This is a genomic window from Providencia sp. CIM-Carb-044 (assembly GCF_033901115.1).
Classification (GTDB): domain Bacteria; phylum Pseudomonadota; class Gammaproteobacteria; order Enterobacterales; family Enterobacteriaceae; genus Providencia; species Providencia hangzhouensis.
In genome coordinates this window covers 141,213-160,134 of sequence record NZ_JAXADV010000010.1, presented here as the reverse complement: position 1 = coordinate 160,134, position 18,922 = coordinate 141,213, and the positions used below count along the sequence as shown (strand labels likewise).

20 protein-coding genes and 1 tRNA gene are annotated in these 18,922 nt (G+C 40.5%); 16 read left to right on the top strand and 5 right to left on the bottom strand.

Features of this window, described 5'->3' with window-relative positions:
• Window positions 1–666: 666 nt before the first annotated feature.
• A tRNA-Ile gene (locus SJ312_RS17915) sits at window positions 667–743 on the bottom strand.
• Window positions 744–1,154: 411 nt separating this feature from the next.
• Here SJ312_RS17915 and SJ312_RS17910 point away from each other — a divergent pair.
• Window positions 1,155–1,436: a hypothetical protein gene (locus SJ312_RS17910; RefSeq protein WP_036958019.1), complete on the top strand. Its 282-nt coding sequence runs from the start codon at window positions 1,155–1,157 to the stop codon at window positions 1,434–1,436.
• Here SJ312_RS17910 and SJ312_RS17905 read toward each other — a convergent pair.
• Window positions 1,372–1,968, bottom strand: a complete 597-nt coding sequence (locus SJ312_RS17905) for a GNAT family protein (RefSeq protein ID WP_319868159.1) — start codon at window positions 1,966–1,968, stop codon at window positions 1,372–1,374. The genes SJ312_RS17910 and SJ312_RS17905 overlap by 65 nt on opposite strands.
• Window positions 1,969–2,192: 224 nt before the next feature.
• Here SJ312_RS17905 and SJ312_RS17900 point away from each other — a divergent pair, with 224 nt between their 5' ends.
• From SJ312_RS17900 to SJ312_RS17890, 3 genes are all read left to right on the top strand, one after another.
• On the top strand, window positions 2,193–4,214 hold the full coding sequence (locus SJ312_RS17900) for an NADPH-dependent 2,4-dienoyl-CoA reductase (RefSeq protein WP_110591222.1): 2,022 nt from the start codon (window positions 2,193–2,195) through the stop codon (window positions 4,212–4,214).
• Between the two features lie 151 nt (window positions 4,215–4,365).
• Window positions 4,366–5,283, top strand: a complete 918-nt coding sequence (gene folE2, locus SJ312_RS17895) for a GTP cyclohydrolase FolE2 (protein ID WP_319868158.1) — start codon at window positions 4,366–4,368, stop codon at window positions 5,281–5,283.
• Entirely contained in the window at window positions 5,273–5,833 is a 561-nt protein-coding gene (locus tag SJ312_RS17890) for a carbonate dehydratase (RefSeq protein WP_004258097.1), read from the top strand. Before folE2 ends, SJ312_RS17890 begins: the two co-directional genes overlap by 11 nt.
• Window positions 5,834–5,908: 75 nt before the next feature.
• Here the strand turns inward: SJ312_RS17890 and sstT are convergent, their stop codons facing one another.
• Both sstT and SJ312_RS17880 read right to left on the bottom strand, forming a co-directional pair.
• Entirely contained in the window at window positions 5,909–7,162 is a 1,254-nt protein-coding gene (gene sstT / locus SJ312_RS17885; RefSeq protein WP_181489394.1) for a serine/threonine transporter SstT, read from the bottom strand.
• 264 nt (window positions 7,163–7,426) lie between these two features.
• Window positions 7,427–8,386, bottom strand: coding sequence for a TerC family protein (locus SJ312_RS17880; protein WP_319868157.1), 960 nt, complete (start codon window positions 8,384–8,386; stop codon window positions 7,427–7,429).
• A 614-nt stretch (window positions 8,387–9,000) separates the two neighbouring features.
• Here SJ312_RS17880 and SJ312_RS17875 point away from each other — a divergent pair.
• From SJ312_RS17875 to SJ312_RS17855, 5 genes are all read left to right on the top strand, one after another.
• Complete coding sequence (locus SJ312_RS17875) at window positions 9,001–9,669, top strand: DedA family protein (protein WP_004258110.1); 669 nt, start codon at window positions 9,001–9,003, stop codon at window positions 9,667–9,669.
• A gap of 236 nt (window positions 9,670–9,905) precedes the next feature.
• Window positions 9,906–10,211, top strand: coding sequence for a DUF883 family protein (locus tag SJ312_RS17870; RefSeq protein WP_004258145.1), 306 nt, complete (start codon window positions 9,906–9,908; stop codon window positions 10,209–10,211).
• A gap of 6 nt (window positions 10,212–10,217) precedes the next feature.
• Window positions 10,218–10,625, top strand: a complete 408-nt coding sequence (locus tag SJ312_RS17865; protein WP_004258148.1) for a phage holin family protein — start codon at window positions 10,218–10,220, stop codon at window positions 10,623–10,625.
• On the top strand, window positions 10,612–10,911 hold the full coding sequence (locus SJ312_RS17860) for a YqjK-like family protein (RefSeq protein ID WP_004258151.1): 300 nt from the start codon (window positions 10,612–10,614) through the stop codon (window positions 10,909–10,911). The genes SJ312_RS17865 and SJ312_RS17860 overlap by 14 nt, the downstream gene beginning before the upstream one ends.
• 237 nt (window positions 10,912–11,148) lie before the next feature.
• Window positions 11,149–11,544 (top strand): DoxX family protein, encoded by a 396-nt coding sequence (locus SJ312_RS17855; RefSeq protein ID WP_004258158.1) that lies wholly within the window; start codon window positions 11,149–11,151, stop codon window positions 11,542–11,544.
• Window positions 11,545–11,943: 399 nt separating this feature from the next.
• On the opposite strand, the gene SJ312_RS17850 is transcribed toward SJ312_RS17855, so the two are convergent.
• On the bottom strand, window positions 11,944–12,837 hold the full coding sequence (locus SJ312_RS17850) for a LysR family transcriptional regulator (RefSeq protein WP_004258161.1): 894 nt from the start codon (window positions 12,835–12,837) through the stop codon (window positions 11,944–11,946).
• 123 nt (window positions 12,838–12,960) lie between these two features.
• On the opposite strand from SJ312_RS17850, the gene SJ312_RS17845 reads away from it, so the two are divergent.
• The 7 genes from SJ312_RS17845 (at window position 12,961) to SJ312_RS17815 (ending at window position 18,760) form a co-directional block, all read left to right on the top strand.
• The gene (locus SJ312_RS17845; protein WP_004258163.1) at window positions 12,961–13,668 is read left to right on the top strand and encodes a pirin family protein; all 708 of its coding nucleotides are present in this window, start codon (window positions 12,961–12,963) and stop codon (window positions 13,666–13,668) included.
• 135 nt (window positions 13,669–13,803) lie between these two features.
• Window positions 13,804–15,774, top strand: a complete 1,971-nt coding sequence (locus SJ312_RS17840; RefSeq protein ID WP_004258168.1) for a BglG family transcription antiterminator — start codon at window positions 13,804–13,806, stop codon at window positions 15,772–15,774.
• Window positions 15,775–16,256: 482 nt separating this feature from the next.
• Entirely contained in the window at window positions 16,257–16,595 is a 339-nt protein-coding gene (locus tag SJ312_RS17835; protein WP_004258172.1) for a transcriptional antiterminator, read from the top strand.
• Window positions 16,596–16,627: 32 nt separating this feature from the next.
• A complete protein-coding gene (locus tag SJ312_RS17830; RefSeq protein ID WP_004258177.1) occupies window positions 16,628–16,993 on the top strand; it encodes an SFCGS family glycine-rich protein in 366 nt (121 codons plus the stop codon).
• Window positions 16,993–17,289, top strand: coding sequence for a DUF4312 family protein (locus SJ312_RS17825; RefSeq protein ID WP_004258180.1), 297 nt, complete (start codon window positions 16,993–16,995; stop codon window positions 17,287–17,289). The genes SJ312_RS17830 and SJ312_RS17825 overlap by 1 nt, the downstream gene beginning before the upstream one ends.
• A gap of 26 nt (window positions 17,290–17,315) precedes the next feature.
• The gene (locus tag SJ312_RS17820; protein WP_004258184.1) at window positions 17,316–18,107 is read left to right on the top strand and encodes a DUF4311 domain-containing protein; all 792 of its coding nucleotides are present in this window, start codon (window positions 17,316–17,318) and stop codon (window positions 18,105–18,107) included.
• A 2-nt stretch (window positions 18,108–18,109) separates the two neighbouring features.
• Window positions 18,110–18,760: a DUF4310 family protein gene (locus SJ312_RS17815; protein WP_004258187.1), complete on the top strand. Its 651-nt coding sequence runs from the start codon at window positions 18,110–18,112 to the stop codon at window positions 18,758–18,760.
• Window positions 18,761–18,922 lie beyond the last annotated feature (162 nt).

Genomic DNA, 18,922 nt, shown 5'->3' with positions numbered 1-18,922 from the left:
TGAATGGACTGTAAACCGGAGGGCCAGTTTGTATCTCTCTAGGATAAGTGACTTAGCGTAAACGGGTTGAAATATCGATATATAATTCCAGAAAAACACCAAAAACGAATCATAACAAAACAATCATCGAGCAAAAAATAGACCAAACTGCGGTAAACCCAGTAAGTTCTAATGTACATAGAAATAAACTATGTAACCAAATGTTTCATACAGAAAAAATGAAACAACTCATTGATTAATAAAAATAAAAACACACTCTTAGATTAACATTTAATTCCACAGGGATTAACCACCTTGGTCGTGCAGTGTAATATTCTTTAAGTGCATATTTAAAATATATTTTATTCCAACACTTGGTGCCTTATCGAATTAATATATAAAAAACATTTTTTATGTCCGTTTTCCATTTTTTCAGAATTTTTGTCGCCATTTACGTTATACACTCTTTATTCTTTGCCATTGCGGATAAAGTAGGATGGATAAAGGAAGAACACGTTGAACGGCAAAAACAATTTCACTGTTTTCCTAACGATAAGTGTTGAAATTGATTTTTAAAATGTTAAAACCGAAGACTCACAGCCAGTTAGATTATGAGTTAAACACTCACGATAATGAGGTAAAAACAAAAAGGAGTTAGATGATTAACATCTAACTCCTTGATAAATTTGGTGGCCCCTACTGGACTTGAACCAGTGACCAATCGATTATGAGTCGACTGCTCTAACCAACTGAGCTAAGGGGCCAAAGTGGAGAGGATTATACGTGTAGTTTTAGCTTAGGTCTAGTGTTTCGAAACCGTATGCTGAAATTGTGTTCAACTCAATCACTCCTCTTATAATTCAATGCGATAGCATAAGCAATTGCTATCATTTGAAAGTCGTTTTCTGCAATTTTAATGAGCCCTACTATTTTTTATTTAAATCAGTTTCTCACACCTTATCTATATTTAACTTTTACCAATATCAAATTAATAATAAAAACAACATCATAATGGCAACTAAATTTATTAAAAATTACTCATTCAAGCACTTGATGTAAAACAATATTTTTACATTACTGTTTTACTGCATAGTTTATAGATAATTCTCATATAGAACAAAAATGATGAAAAAAGTACATGCAGTTCAATATGGTTTTGGAAAAATAAGTAATTTTTGATCCGTTACTTGCAAGAACATGGTGCTGAAGTTGTGGCGGCTTTTGAAATCAATAAAGCGGTTATTGGCAAAAATATAGGCGAAATCACAGGAACGAGGCCAACAGAAGTAAAAGTACAAGCGCTACATAAAGCAGATAAAACCCTCGAAACGTTAAAGCTTGATGTTGGCATCATCGCCCACCTTTCGGTGGGCGACTTACCTACAGCTAACCTTAGCGCGGTTTCACCATCTGCCATTCTAAGTGGTGTTTTACTGACGGCCACTCTGACTCGATAATGCTATATACACAGCTATCACGCAGTTCACCCGTTTTAGTTTTCATATGATTACGCAAGATACCATCGAGCTTAGCCCCTAACCGTTCAATGGCTCGACGACTTTGGCTATTTAAAAAATGTGTACGAAACTCCACTGCAACGCAATTTAATTCCTCAAAAGCATGCTTTAAGAGCAAATATTTAGCTTCTGTATTTAATGCGGTGCGTTGTACTTCTATTCCATACCAAGTGGCTCCGATTTCAACCCGCCTTACTGTATGGTCCACACGATTGTAAGAAGTAATACCAACTGGTTTACCGCTTCGTTTATCGATCACCACAAAAGGTAAGCATTCCTTTTTCTGGAAATTTTCCAGGCGCTTTTCCACATCTTGAGAGAAATGCTCAGGCTCAGGAACTAAGGCATACCACAAATTATTCAACCCATCTCGTCGAATGATATCTGCCAATTCGACATCATATTGGTGGGATAGAGGTTCAAGGCGAACGTATTCACCTTCTAAAGTAATAGCTTGGCAAATCTCTTTCATCATGGTTTCCCCTATATCGTTCTTTATGCTGTGTGTCTCTTTTTTTAATCTCTGTTTATGACATAAAAATAAAAAAACACCTATTTTTTTATGACACTCAGCTATTTAACCGAAAACATATGATAAAAATCACAAAATTTTAACATCTTTACCAAATTGCAGCTTCATTACGCTACAGTTAACTCATCTGACCTGTTAATGAAATCCCGAATGGGAGTATAATAATGAGCAATTTTCCACACCTTTTTACCCCACTTGATTTAGGCCATACCGTCCTAAAAAACCGTATTTTGATGGGTTCAATGCATACTGGGCTTGAAGAGCACCCGCAAGGCAGCGAGCGGCTAGCGCATTTTTATCGCCTACGCGCTGAAAATGGTGTCAGTCTGATCATTACCGGTGGGATCGCCCCCAATCCAGAAGGAGCACTTACCGCTCATGGCGCGGTATTAAATGATAAAAGCCAGCTTTCATTTCATCAACAAATCACGGATGCCGTCCACCAAGCTGACGGTAAAATCGCCTTACAAATCTTACATGCAGGGCGTTATGGCCTGCATCCTAAATTAGTTGCACCAAGTCCTATTCAAGCAGAGATTATTCCATTCGCCCCCCGAGAACTCTCAACTGATGAAGTTGAAAAAACGATTGATGACTTCGTGACAACAGCCAAGCTAGCTCAACAAGCTGGCTATGATGGTGTCGAAATTATGGGATCCGAAGGTTATTTAATTAACCAATTTATCACCAAACGTACCAACCATAGAACCGATGAATGGGGTGGAAGTTACACAAACCGAATTCGTTTTCCCATTAAAATCGTACGGCGAATACGGGAAGCCGTTGGCGCTAACTTTATTATTATTTACCGGCTTTCCATGCTGGATTTAGTTGAAGATGGCTCAACGTGGGAAGAGATTGAATTACTTGCCAAACAAATTGAAAACGCGGGTGCGAGTATGATCAACACCGGTATTGGTTGGCACGAAGCTCGAGTACCGACGATAGCAACGCAAGTTCCTCGCAGTGCATTTAGTTGGGTTACGCAAAAATTAATGGGGAAAGTGAATATTCCACTGATAACCACTAACCGCATCAATGACCCTTTTGTTGCAGAACATATTATTGCCAATCACCAAGCGGATATGGTTTCAATGGCTCGGCCATTTCTAGCTGATGAAGCGTTTGTTCGTAAAGCCGCAGAAAATCGAGCAGATGAAATTAACACTTGCATTGGTTGCAACCAAGCCTGTCTCGACCTGATTTTTAGTGGAAAACTGGCCAGTTGTTTAGTTAACCCACAAGCTGTTAGGGAAATGGATTATCCCAACGAAAAAGCCGCACTGAGTAAATCCGTTGCGATTGTTGGTGCTGGGCCCGCTGGGTTATCTTGTGCAATTTACGCGGCAAAGCGTGGGCATCGTGTCACTTTGTTTGAAAAATCTAACCATATAGGTGGTCAATTTAACCTCGCTAAACAGATACCTGGCAAAGAAGAATTCCATGAAACCATCCGTTACTTTTGCCGCCAATTACAATTATTGAATGTTGATGTACGCCTTGAACAACAAGCCGATGTTGACTGTTTATCGGGGTTTGATGAAGTCATTATTGCAACGGGTGTCATCCCACGAAAAATCCAGCTCGAAGGGGTTGAGCACCATAAAGTCATTTCCTATATCGATGTCATCACCAAACAACGCTCTGTTGGAAAAAGTGTCGCTATTATTGGCGCTGGAGGGATTGGCTTTGATGTTGCTGAATTGCTAACCCAAGAAGGGAAAAGCAGCAGTTTAGATAATTCACTCTTTAATAAAGAGTGGAATATTGATACCACAATTCATTCTAAAGGTGGTGTATTCCCCCCACAAAAAGTCCCTATGGCATCAGCTCGTCAATTGTATTTATTACAGCGGAAAAATAGTAAAGTGGGAGCAGGCCTCGGTAAAACAACCGGTTGGGTACATCGTTTATCACTAATGAAACGCGGTGTTCAAATGCTAAATGGCGTGGAATACATGCGAGTTGATGACGAAGGGCTCCATATTCGCTATCAAGATAAAACACAGTGCCTGCCTGTTGATAATGTCATTTTGTGTGCTGGGCAAGAGCCTTACCGCCCATTAAAAACACAACTAGCAGAACACGGGATCAATGCCCATGTGATTGGCGGTGCGGATGTTGCTGCAGAACTGGATGCCCGCCGAGCAATTGAGCAAGGGATGAAAACCGCATATCAGATTTAGCCTCTTCATATCCCCCTAAGGTGAGCCTTTTATCTGAGGGGGAACTGCACTCCTTAACCTAACTGATATTTATACCTCTTTTTCTTCACCCTAAACAATTGCTATGTTATAACATAACCACTATTTGTAAATTAAGAATGGCTGAGGGGTTATGACAGTATCAACTGAATTACGTTGTTCATCTTTACCGGATGCGCAAAATGAAAATGATATTTATAGCAATATCAAGCTAGACTGGGTCGGTATGACAGGGATTGCTTTACCTATTGAGATAGCGGGTCGTCCAATCAACGCACTTGTTGATGTCGGTACTGATTTACAAGGACAGAAAGGAATACACATGTCCCGGCTGTATCAAACCTTAGATGGACTCACACAGCATGAACTAACCCCCAATTTGATTCAACAGGCTCTAGAGCAGATTTTAATATCCCATAGCCATGTATCATCGAAGTCATCTCTTCGACTTTATGGCGATATTTTATTATCTCGCCCTTCTTTAGTTTCTCACCAGCATGGATGGAAAGCATATCCATTTGAAATAAATGCAAATTTCAACAAATCATTTATTATCTGTTTAAAAGTTGGGGTTCCTTATTCATCGACATGTCCTAGTGCCACGGCACTCAGTACCCAAGTGATTCAACAACAATTTGCTATTGAATTTGAGGACGAGACACAACCATTATATCCCCCTCAAGTTTTCAACTGGCTAGCTAAAAATGGGTTACCCGCTACACCACATAGCCAACGCAGCTGGGCATGGGTAACCATAGCGTTGAAAGCTAGTCATAAAATATTTCCCATCATTGAATTAATTAATCAAATTGAAAACGTGCTTTCAACACCTGTACAAACTGTTGTTAAACGTAATGATGAACAAGCTTTCGCTATCGCAAATGCCCAAAACCTGATGTTTTGTGAAGATGCAGCGAGAAAACTAGTCATGGCTTTTCGTCATCAATGTCACTATGACGAAGTGAACATTAATATAGAGCATCAAGAAAGTTTACATGCACATAATGCAGTTGTTCACACGCACTGGAAACGGAGTACTCATGCTGCGTAAAAATCCATCAGGACACTCCCCTGTTATTTCAGAAAAAGCCTATATCGACCCTACCGCAATTATTTGTGGCAAAGTCATTGTTGAAGATTACGTGTATATCGGCCCATATGCAGTCATCCGAGCTGATGAGCTCAATGAAGAGGGGGATATGTCACCGATAGTAATAGGCCCACATTCAAATATTCAAGATGGTGTTGTTATCCATTCTAAAAGTGGGGCTGGAGTACAAATTGGCTCACATACTTCAATAGCACATCGTGCCATTGTCCATGGCCCTTGTAATATTGCTACACGAGTATTTATTGGTTTTAATAGCGTTCTATTTAATTGCAAAATTGGGGAAAACTGTGTTGTTCGCTATAACGCTGTTGTTGATGGTTTAACGCTACCCCCTGCTTTATATATTCCATCCTGCGTACATGTAAATGCCCACAGTGATTTATCTCAGTTTAAGCAAGTTGACCGCGCCTCTTTGCAATTTTCAGAAGAAGTTGCCGCAACTAATGTGCAGTTAGTCGAAGGTTATCGCCGCTTACGTAATGAGTTTTAACTCAATAACCCACTAAAATAAGGGCAGAGTTCACTTTCGCTGTCTCTGCCCTTTCAAAATATATTTAATTAACAATTAATCACGATGAGATAGCCGCGCTTCAGCGTTAGCCAGTTTCTCATCTTCCGCTAAGCACACCGCTGCAGTAAATAACACGTCAGTTGAAGAGTTAAGCGCCGTTTCTGCTGAATCCTGTAATACGCCAATCATCACACCAACCGCGACCACTTGCATCGCAATTTCATTTGAAATACCGAACATGTTACAAGCTAATGGGATCAGTAATAGTGAACCGCCGGCAACGCCTGATGCGCCACATGCACACACCGCAGCAACCACACTTAATAACAGTGCCGTTGGGATATCAACTGGAATACCTAGAGTATGTACGGCGGCTAACGTCAGTACTGTAATCGTTACCGCTGCACCAGCCATATTAATGGTTGCACCTAATGGGATAGAAACAGAGTAAGTATCTTCATGTAGATTCATGCGACGACACATCCCCATATTCACAGGGATATTTGCTGCTGAACTACGTGTAAAGAATGCTGTTACCCCGCTTTCACGTAAGCAAGCGAGAACTAATGGGTATGGGTTACGTTTCATTTTCCAGTAAACAATCAATGGGTTAACAATGAAAGCAACAATCAGCATACAGCCAATCAATACTGCGAGAACGTGAATATAGCCTTTTAAGGTTGCAAAGCCTGTCGTTGCGATAGTGGAAGCAACCAAGCCAAAAATCCCTAAAGGCGCTAAACGGATCACAACCCGTACCAGTTGTGTTACTGCATTAGAAAAGTCATGAACTAAAGTTTTTGTGGTTTCATTTGCATGGCGCAGTGCAATACCCAGCCCGACCGCCCACGCTAAAATACCAATATAATTGCCCTTAATCAGTGCGTCGATAGGGTTCGCAAATATATTGATTAGCAAGCCTTTTAACACTTCAGCAATATTACCCGGTGGATTTAGCTGTGTATCACCTACCGCTAAGACTAAATTTGACGGGAACAGGAAAGAACCAATAACGGCGACAACCGCGGCAAAAAATGTTCCTAAAATATACAACACCAGTATAGGTTTGATATTGGTTTTTTGCCCTTGGCGGTGGTTAGCAATGGATGACATGACTAACACCCAAACCAGTACAGGAGCAACAGCTTTTAACGCACTAACGAATAAATCCCCTAACAACCCGACATTTTTTGCAGCAGATGGCCATAACCATGCAAGCAAAATACCCGCTATCAAGCCAACCAGTATCTGTTTGACTAGACTACCTTGGCTAATAACTCGCCATAACCCTGTTTTATTTGTATCCATAATAGACCTATATTATTTATCTTTATTAGGAATTAAATGTGTTTGCACAGCAAGTATAAGGAATAATAGTCGCCTGAAAAGGCAATTATTCAAAATATACACAATGATTGACTTTGTTTAACAAACATTTTACATAACTGTGATCTCAATAGAGTTTTGTTTCTTATAGTAGAATGGGATAAACAAAATGGTTGAGCGTTTTCAGGGGGTTAAAAAAAATCCCCTGCTTTTTACAGCAGAGGATTTAAAAATAAAAAAGATAAATTAACTTTTTGCTTCGTTGCGTTTATTAACAATTGCACTAATGATTAACGTCACGACTAAAATTGACGCAATCACACCCAACGAAATCGGTGTTGGGATATGGAAAATATCAATCAATAGCATTTTTATACCGATAAAGCTTAAAATTACCGCTAAACCGTATTTTAGCATTGAGAACTTTTCAGCAACCCCTGACAACAAGAAATACATGGCACGTAGGCCTAAAATTGCAAATAAATTCGATGTTAAAACAATGAATGGGTCAGTCGTCACCGCAAAAATAGCGGGTATACTGTCCACCGCAAATATCACGTCACTAATTTCAACTAAAATCAGCACTAAAATAAGTGGGGTCGCAAATAGGACGCCATTACGTTTAATAAAGAATTTTTCACCATGTAATTCATCCGTCATACGTAAATGAGAACGAACCCATTTTACTAGCGGTTTATCCGTTATTGGCGAGTCATCTTCTTTGGCAAAAGCCATTTTCAAACCAGTAAATAGCAAGAACAAGCCAAATACATACAAAATCCAGCTAAATTGTGTGACTAACCAACTACCTGCAAAAATCATAATCGTACGAAGTACGATAGCGCCTAATACTCCATAAACCAACACACGACGCTGTAAAGTTGCAGGAATGGCAAAATAACTAAATAACATCAACCAAACGAATACGTTATCAACAGCTAATGCTTTTTCTAATAAATAACCCGTTAAGAACGCCATGGTTTGGCTATCAGCAAACTCACGCCCTACGTTCTCATTAAGATACCACCAAAAACCCGCTGCAAAGAGAAGCGAAAGCGTTACCCACACGATACTCCAAGCCGCAGCTTGTTTCATCGACATTGCTTGGCCTTTGTGTTTCCCTTGCCAGAACAAATCAATGAGTAACATAAGTAAAATAATAACGGCAAAACTACCCCATAAAATCGGGTTACCAACTGAGTGCATTTTCCTTTCCCTTAAAAAACAAAAAACGGCTGATATCCAGAAGACATCAGCCGCTTAAAATTCGTTAACCACAAGCTATTTCTTTTGGTTGTAAATTATGAGCAAACCCCGCCTTCTGGCAAGGTCTCACTTACAACACAAATAACCTAAAAATAGGGAACTGTGGTGCTCGGCTACCGGGTGTAATGTGTACACCGTAATGACGATAAACCGACAAGAAGAAGTTACTCCCCTTTGCTATGGCGATAAGATACGGTAAATAGTCTTAAAATGCAATAATTAGCCTTTATTGTTTTATCGTTATTTTTTTACATTAAAAGATAAATTAACAAGTATATTTCGCATACTCTCGGTAAAAAGCGGGTTAATCGCCATTTTTAAGCACTTTACATCGTTCCATGCCGCGCAATAAATCGTAAAAATCGGCCAAAACTTAAATGAATTCTAAAAATAAGCTTAAAATTTACTGTTTAGTTATTTTCTGTTTTGTTAAAGTGAGCGTGCTTTACACTAACAGCCTGAGGAAACACTACTTTCACTTTGGCATTCACTTAATCCATTTCTCCCTGCCCAACAACAAGTTTGTTGCTGTTATTGCCGTTTAGGAAACATTAATGGAATTAGTTAAAGAACTTTTTTTCGCCCTTTGGCACCAAGATTATGTCACCCTATCTAACCCATCGTTAGTGTGGTCGATTTACTTCATGCTGTTCGCTATCTTGTTTCTTGAAAACGGGGTATTGCCTGCAGCGTTTTTACCTGGCGATAGCTTATTGATTTTAGTTGGTGTTCTCATCGCTAAGGGCACATTAAGTTATCCGCTCACTATTGTAATTTTAACCGCTGGCGCCAGTTTAGGCTGTTGGGTTGGTTATATACAAGGGCGATGGCTGGGGAACACACGAATAGTTAAAGGCTGGCTTGAGCACTTACCTGAACACTACCACCAACGCGCTTATGGCTTGTTCCACCGTCATGGCCTCGCTGCCTTGTTAATTGGTCGTTTTTTAGCTTTTGTCAGAACACTACTTCCAACAATAGCAGGGCTAGCTGGCTTGCAAAACGGTCGTTTCCAAGTATTCAATTGGTTAAGTGGCCTACTGTGGGTGTTAATTTTGACTGCAATTGGTTATGGCTTTGGTAAAAGCCCGATTTTCCTACAATATGAACATCATATTATGAACATTTTGATGTTGATCCCTGTAGGGCTACTGATCCTTGGCTTAATTGGTAGCATTGCTGTTGTCGTTAAGAAAAAATTCTCAAATAAAAAAGCGAATTAATTCTCCATGCGGGAACTCTCAGTTCTCGCATTTTCATTTTTACTTAATTTTACGTCTTAGTATCCCCACTCCCCGCAATTAAATTAACTAACTGATATTTATGGCATTTCTATAAATACTGTTTTTTACATTTTTTCTTAACCCCTAATTTATTATTGAATAACTCATTGCACTTAATGCAAAAACAGTTATTGTTAATACAGTGAAGTTTCTTTTCTATTGATAGGAGGTTCTATATGTCATCAAATCATTCATCAGAAGACCTACGCGCAGAACTAAAAGCGTTAGCAGATTCTCTTGAAGCCGTATTGAATGATACAGGCGAGAAGTCGAAAGAAGAGATTGAAAGCTTGAAATCCAAAGCGAAAGATGTACTTTACTCATCTCGCGCTAAACTAGGTCAAACCACCGAAAGGATCACTGAGCAAACTAAAGAAATTGCGGGCCGTGCAGACAACTATGTCAAAGAAAACCCATGGACTGGTATCGGTATCGGTGCTGCTGTTGGTGTGGTTCTTGGCGTACTTCTCGCGAAACGTTAATTGCTTATGGAACAAAATCAACAACGTCAGGGCCCCGGTAAAGGGGTCCTTGAAATACTGCAACGCATTGCCAGTATTACCGTTAATATTGTTGAAACTCGCCTTCAACTCATTGCCGTTGAGCTCGAAGAAGAGAAAGTTAATTTTATCCAGTTGTTATTGTTAGTTGGACTAGCGCTTCTTTTTACTGCTTTTGGCCTAATGTGTTTAATTGGTCTTATTTTTTGGTCTGTTGACCCTGTTTATCGTTATCAAGCACTTGCTATAACAACAGGGTGCTTAGTCCTACTCGCCATTACCTTTGCTATTTGGGCTCTTAAAAAAGCAAAGCAGTCTACCTTATTGAGCTCCACACGGGAGCAATTAAGCCAAGACGCGAATGCATTAGCAGGTAAAGATAATGACCAGAAATAAACGCCAATTACTTGCCGCAAAAAAACAACGGTTACTCAACAGAATTGAGCAGCAACGGAGCGACCTTGCTGCAAGTTCTGAAGATTGGCTACGAGTGACCGCTCCTTATGACCGTACATGGAAAACCTTCGTTACCTTCCGTCCTTTATTTATTGCGGCTACAGGCCTGCTTTCGATTTATTCACTGAAAAAACCCAAACGCATACTTCAATTAGGGAAAAAAGCCTTCACAATGTGGGGTATAGCAAGGACAATTCAAAGTACGATCAATGCAGGAAAGAAGTAATTCCAATTAAAATCAATATGCTAAATTAAGCCTCTTCACTTTAGCTAGCTCCCCTACATCACCATTCAATTTTTTTGACTATCTTTGTTAATAAGCTTTGCTTTTTATTGAATAAGCAAATGACTATTATAAGCCCATCAAATGTTTTCTTACCTATTTGTGCTGAAAACAACATTACAAAGCGACACATATCGCAAATACTTTATATTTAATGGCTTATTAGTCTGGAGAATCTTAATGAAAAATTTAGAAAATGGTGCGGTATTGTTAGCTCGTATTATGATGCCAATTCTGTTCATTGTTGCTGGGTATGGAAAACTGGGAGATGCATACGCAGGAACACAACAATACATGCAAGCAATGGGTGTTCCAGGCTTTTTATTACCTTTAACCATTTTATTAGAACTTGGTGGCGGTTTAGCCATTCTATTTGGTTTCTTAACACGAACTGTAGCCCTATTTACTGCAGGCTTTACCGTATTAACGGCACTACTGTTCCATATCGACTTTAGCGTTGCACCAAATAGTTTAATGTTTATGAAGAACTTTACTATCGCAGGCGGTTTCTTACTATTAGCAGTAACCGGCCCAGGGAAATTTAGTATTGACCATTTATTAAATAAAAAATGGTAATTCCGATTTCATTATCACCCTTATTACCTTATTGACTTTATTTGTTTGTCCAACTTATACCTCCCTTGGGAGGTATTTTTTTATTTAAATCTTTTGAATCGCTACCAGCAAACCCTACTCGTAAACTCTAAATAGTTTAAGTTGTAGGTAGGCGACAAATTAGTCGAGCGGTTTTATCTTTTCAGCCACGGTTAACTTCTAAATAATTCGTGCTACAACTGAGCTATGACTGAGATAGTTTTACTCTTTTGAATCGCTACCAGCAAACCTTACTCGTAAACTCTAAATAGTTTGAGTTGTAGGTAGGCGGCAAATTGAGTCATCCCGTGAGCATACATAAGTATGTGACTCGGGTGACTCAATGAAGCCAACACCCCTACGGCTCAAAATATAACGAGTTTACACTCTAAATAATTTGGGGATTTCTCGGAGACACCACGACTTAGCCTCCCCCATACTATCCCGCCGCCACGCCATAATAATATTCGTCTCATGGCTAAACTCTGCGCCAACCACCTTTAAACGCCCTTCGCGAATATCTTGTTCAACCATTGGGTACGGCATCGTCGCAACACCAAGGCCGGCCAACAAGGCTCTGTGTTTATCCTCAATCGTTGACACCGTCAATCGTTGTTGTTTATCCAACAACTGCACCGTGATCACAGGCCGCTCACGAGCGGTATCAGCCACTGCAATTCCACGGTATTTCACTCGAGTCGCATCAGATAACGGCTCAGGTTCTTGGTGAATGGGATGATCCGGGCTCGCTACATAAATATGATTAACGGTATATAACGATTTAGAGTTAATTTCTGAAGAGGATCGAAAATGCATATCAGGAGCAATGACTATATCCGCTTTACCGCTTTCAAGACGTTCCCATGCTCCCGCCAATACTTCAGTAATTAACGATAACTGTGTTTCTGATTTTTCCGCCAATCGTTCCACCAGCGGAAAAAGTGAATGAACAGGAACTAAAGCCTCACACACGATGGTTAAATGCGTTTCCCATCCTTTTGCAAGCGCTTCCGCATCAGATGTTAGCTTATCAGCGGCTTCAAGTAGGATCCTTCCTCTATCAAGTAGCATCCTACCGACATTGGTAAACTTAGTTCTATGCCCTGAACGGTCAAATAAAATGACATCGAGCTCTTCTTCTAATTTTTGCATGGTATAACTCAGCGCAGATGGGACTCGCCCCAACTCTTCAGCGGCTGCAGCAAAACTACCACGGCGGTCGATTGCATCCATAACCCTTAATGACTCAAGCGTTAATGCTCTCTCTTTACTCATGAAGTTTCTCTTTCAGGAAATTTGAACAAAGGAAACAGATTAACTGGCTAACAATTCAACGTCCAGCTATTTATTATAACAATAGATTATTAACTTATTTATTTTCAATGAGGGTTAACCATTATGATGACATTAAGACCCGCTAACCATTGCGGAAAAGCTGATTATGGTTGGCTACAAGCGCGTTATTCCTTTTCATTCGGCCATTATTTTGACCCAGACTTTATGGGTTTTAAAACTCTCAGAGTGCTGAACCAAGAAGTTATCGCACCACAAAATGCACTACAGCCAAGAACCTATCCACATGTCGATATCTTAAATATCATCCTAAAAGGGCATGCAGAATATCGAGATAGCCTAGGTAACACCATCCAAGCAGATGAAGGTGAGTGTGTGCGTTTTTCACCGCGCCCAGACCTAAGCTACAGCGAACAAAATGTGTGCCCAAAAACACCGTTGACACGTTTACAGCTCTGGCTAAATGCTTGCCCACAGCAAGAATCTTTGCCTTTGCAAAAAATAGCCATTAGTGAAAATGAGAACAAACTTATCGCATCTCCTGACGGGGAAAGTCAAAGCATTCAGTTACGTCAACAAATTTGGATCACCCAAATTCATTTGGCAACTAATGAGTCAACAGCGATCACGCTAAAAGGAAAAAACTCATTCCTTCAGTCTATACATGGTGGAGCGACATTGCGTACACCAAAAGGCGAGCAGTTAGAAATGAATTGCAATGATGGGGCTTTTATCCAAGACGACAATCAAGTCATCATTAGTGCAAATAAACCGTTTAGAGGGCTATTAATCGATCTTGGAGAGCAAAGCTAGCCCTTTTCCTGCTATAGCAGAGTGAATTTTGCGAACGGATTCGCAAATTTTATGATTTACATATCCTACATATTGACATGCTTGTGTTAGAGTCCTGCCATTAGCGAGCAAAAAACAAGTCATTTTCTTGCTCAAATGCTTTTTCGTTTTGATTTTAAAGGTGTTTCCGTGGCTCTATTCACTCAACAGCGACATAATCAAATTTTTGCTCAAATTCTCAATGAGGTAGTGCCTCAAGACGAGTTAGCCAAAAATTTCTCCGTTTCTACTCGAACTATTCGTTCTGATATCAATGAAATCAATGAATTGATACAGCCATATAGTGCTCATATTGTATATGAGCGAGGTCGCGGTTACCGACTAAAAATTGAAGACGAAGCCCTATTTGCTACCTTTACTCAACAAAGTGATGAAGACAATCAGATTCCTCGCACTAGCAAAGAGCGCATTGATGCCCTGCTATTAAAACTCTTGATGTTATCACTCCCCGTAAAACTTGATGATATCGCTGAAGAGTGGTTTATCAGCCGTGGCACTTTACAGCAAGATATGGGCGCGGTGAGAGAACAGCTTCATAAATACCAAATTGCATTAGAAAGTATCCCTCATCAAGGCATTCGTTTGAACGGTAGCGAGTGGGCAGTTCGAGCTTGTATGACCGAAACTTTATGGCGCCGCTATTCCGCACAGATAACCCCTGATTTAACCACTTTCCGCCCTGATTGCCTTGATAATTTAGACCTGACATATATCGATAAAGTTTTACATAACAGTATGAATCGCTTTGATATTCGGATTAGCAACGAAGGGCATTTATACCTAGTTTTTAATTGTGCGGTGACTATTTTGCGTATCACTCGTGGTCATGAACTCACCACCTCCGTCAAAAATGATGACAGTGAAGAAGTGATCCGCAAAGCCTGTGATGAAATATCCAAAGGTTTAATCTACTTTCTTGGCAATGACCTTTCAGGGGCAGAACTTAGCTATTTACATGACCAAATTGTTGCCCAACGCATTAGTAACCAAGACTCTAGCACGCAAAAAAGTGGTACTCATAATGAGCTGTGTGAATATATTTTAAATTATATTAATGAGTTATATAATTATGACTTACGGAGCGATGAAAAACTCAAAAAAGATCTCAATACTCATCTTGCATCGCTGATCACCCGTTTGCAGTATCATATTTCCACACCAAACCCGCTATTATCTGATATCAAACAATATTACCCGTTCGCCTATGATGTCACACTGAGCGCGTTAACCAGTGCAAGTAAGCAATTACTCCCCCACCCAATCAGTGAAGATGAACTAGGTTACCTTGCGGTTCATATTGGAGTCAGCCTCGAACGTAACTATGGCGCTGGCTCCATTCGCCAAACAGAAGTACTGGTAGTTACTGATGCAGGGAACTCCACGTTTCGCGTGGTTGAATCTAAAATCATGCGTGAATTTCCACAGCTCAAATTTAGCCGAGGGTTAACGTTACAAGAGTATGAATCCTTGGATGAAGTCTCTGAAGATTTCGTGATTACCACTGTACGAATTTCAGAGAAAAATAAGCCTGTTATTAAAATTGCACCGTTCCCAACACCCTATCAGCTAGAGCAAGTTGGCCGCCTCGCCATGGTTGACCAAACTCGCCCTTATATCATCGAGCGCTTTTTTGATGAACGGTTCTTCATGGTAATTAATGAAAAAATTAGCCAAGAAGAGCTCTTTCAAATGGTTTGCAATAAATTGCAGCAAGAAGGCTACGTCACACCTGATTTCTACCCTTCACTACAAGAGCGTGAATCAATTGTTTCCACCTTGCTCGGGGAAGGTATCGCATTGCCTCACTCTTTAGGTCTACTTGCCAATAAAACAGTGGTTGCAACCGTTGTCGCCCCGAAAGGCATTGAGTGGAATAAGGAAACCAAAGAAAATGCTTATGTCATTTTCTTATTAGCTATCAGTAAAACAGACTATGAAGAAGCAATGGCTATTTATGACCTTTTCGTTACCTTTGTAAAAGAAAAGACAACACGTCGCTTAGTGAGTGTCAAAAATTTCAATGAGTTCCAAGTAATAGCTAAAGATAGCTTAGCGCGTATCCTCTAACTTGATAGCAATTTCCACTTTGTAGTGGAAAAGTGGAAGTTGCTGACTTTTACGTGATCCTAACCACAACTCTTATAAATATTTTCCTATCCTAAACTGTCTATTTTACGGCCAAATTGACTAAATGGAAGCGAGTACAACCCACGCAACATCATTTCCATTTATAGCTTCCACTTCCCTTTCCAGTTCCTTTTTTTGTTTCCATTTTTTAATTAAAAAAATAGTCAATTGATAAATAACACATTTTATTCAAAGCATTGTTATTTACATCTTATTTAGATAGTTGACCGACGTCAATTTTTCCACTTAATTTCCAAATAGAGCAAAAAACACACCAAAAATACATTTATTAATTTCCAAACAATTTCCACTTATAAGTGGAAATTTCCTGCCTGCAAAAATGAACAAGAACAGACTAAGGTATTAAGCATGAAGGAACAGAGTAGTCTAACTTGCAATATTACTTTGGATTTTAAATAGTTATGAGTGAATCAGTTGTCGTTTTTAAAATGTTAGAACATAACCTTGATATTGATGAGGTGACACAAAAACTGCTAGCAGTGATTACTGACTGGCTCAAGCAGGAGGACTGCTACACCACAGATGTACAACAACAGATGTTGGAGTCTCATTTACGTGCCATGGTCGGTAGAGCAAAAACGGGTGAAGCCTTACCAGAAGTCGATATCAGCTTATTCGATGAAATTTCTGAACATTCGATAGTGCTCGCACAGCGGGTTGTTGACACACTTCCTGGATTAGCACCTGAAGAGACTTATTTACTCTCTGTTCACTTTGAAGTCGCACGTTCAAATGATTAATTACTAATTTGGTAGGATTTGGAGAATATTTTATGAAACAGATAGTTGTTGTTATCGGTGACCGTTTAGGTAAAGGCCAAAAAGTAGCTGCCGGTGTTGAAGCTGCGGGTGGTAAAGCGGTTGTTGTTCCGGGGGTCGCTGCTGATATGAAACTCGGTGATGTCATGAACGCAGAACAAGCCGATTTAGGCATCTCATTTTGTGGTAGTGGTGGCGCTGGCGCAATTACCGCTCAAACTAAATATGGCTATAAAGCTCGCTATGGGATGCGCTCTATTGAAGAGGGAGAAACCGCGATTGCAGACGGTTGCAATGTATTAGGTTTCGGTTTTATGGACAAGGAAGAATTAGGCGAGCGCTTGGTAAAAGCATTCAATAAAAAATACGGCAACGCTTAATGAAAAAATCTATCGAAACGGTTGTACGGGTTACAGGGCAAGGCGACACTAAGCAAAAAGCAATAGCTGACGCCTTAAATTCAATTCAAAAAACCGTACTGAAGAACAGCACAGATATCATCCTACGGATAGAACCAAAGGATGTTGAAGTGATTAGTGCTCACTCTCATTCGCGGACAGAAAAATTTCTTTTTCTCTTTTTGCCACGCAAACGTGAACATTTTCGTGTTGTACTCGACGTTTCGCTGGATGTCACTTTACTTTCTGTCAACGAAATACCATTTACAGAACAATAATAGCAATCAGGTCTGGAGTTAATTCCATGAGTGAAACTGCATCTTTTTTAGAAATATTGGGCATGTCCCTGATCATCGGTGGGCTCTGCGGCTTTGGCTTAGGCGCAGGGGCTGCGCGTATGTTCCACGCACCAACCGTACAAGGTATGGGGGCATTCCGTACATTGGGTGAGCTGAACGCTTGTGAAGGCGACCCAGCGTCTCATTTTTCTTTCGGCTTAGGGTTCTTCTTTAACGCATGGGCATCGTCAGTTGCTGCTGGGGCATTTACACAAGATGTTGATCACCGCATCATCCCAAACTGGGGCGCGGCTGCACTATTAACCAAAAACCGTAGTGTCGCTGACACACTGCATAACCCGAAAAAAATGGCTATCGCTTGTGCCATCATTGGGGCATTAGTTGTCGCCTTCTTAAACACAACCGCTTCCGCAGTTCCTGCTGCACTACAAACGACAGCCATTAACGTACTAGTGCCTGCCGCAAACTTGTTAGTTAATACCGTGATGCCAGTCATCTTCTGGTTAGCCGCCATGGATGCAGGGCGTCGTTCAGGTTTCTGGGCAACATTATTTGGTGGTTGTGCTCAGCTAATCATGGGGAATGCTATCCCTGGTTTAGTTTTAGGTATCTTGATTGGTAAAGGCGTTGATGACAACGGCTGGAACCGTATCACTCGTACAATGATGATAACAGTGGTTCTCCTGTTCGTTCTCAGCGGCTTCTTCCGTGAATTCGACCTAAAGATGATCACCTCTTTCAACCTAGATAAACCATTGTGGCTTGAATACGTCCACGGTCTGCTGAGCGGGAAATAATCATGACAACAGAAATTAACAAACAAGATTTTTGGTACGCAGAATGGTCCTTCCCGATTTTTGTTGGGTTGCTTTCCGCAGGGATCTTCGCAGGTACCCACATGTATGTCGTCTACGGTTTTGGGGCATTTAACGAAGTGGCTTTCGTCGCCATGTTACGTGCAGGGTTAGATACCGGGGTTTATGGCGCAGTCGCAGCATTTGGTGCAAGTTTCTTATTTGCTAGGATCATCGAAGGTTCATTGGTCGGTATTTTAGATATCGGTGGTGCACTGCAAACCGGTATTGGCCTCGGTGTTCCCGCCTTATTTTTAGCCGCTGGTTGGGATTTTTTAGTCACTAACTTCTGGATGTCGTTACTAACTGGCTTATTCCTTGGCGTATTAATCGGCTTACTGATTGTATTTGCACGTAAATTCACGATTGCTCAGGCTAACTCAACCTTTGGTGCTGACGTCATGATGGGTGCGGGTAATACCTCTGGCCGTTTCTTAGGTCCATTAATTATTTTAGCTGCGATGGCCGCATCCATTCCAATCGGAATTGGCTCTTTAATTGGCGCATTGATTTTCTATGTATGGCAAAAACCCGTTGCCGGTGGCGCCATTTTAGGTGCTATGTTGTTCGGTTATTTCTTCCCAATCGTCGCTTAACCAACACTCTCCCGGGGCATATGCTCCGGGTTACTGAATAACATAAGTTAAAAACAGACTCGAAATAGTTCAAAGAGTAGCGGAAGTGCTGCCAACAACGCTGCGGTTGACATCATTTAGAATACGCACTTAGGCATACTCTAAATAATTCAAATTGCAGCT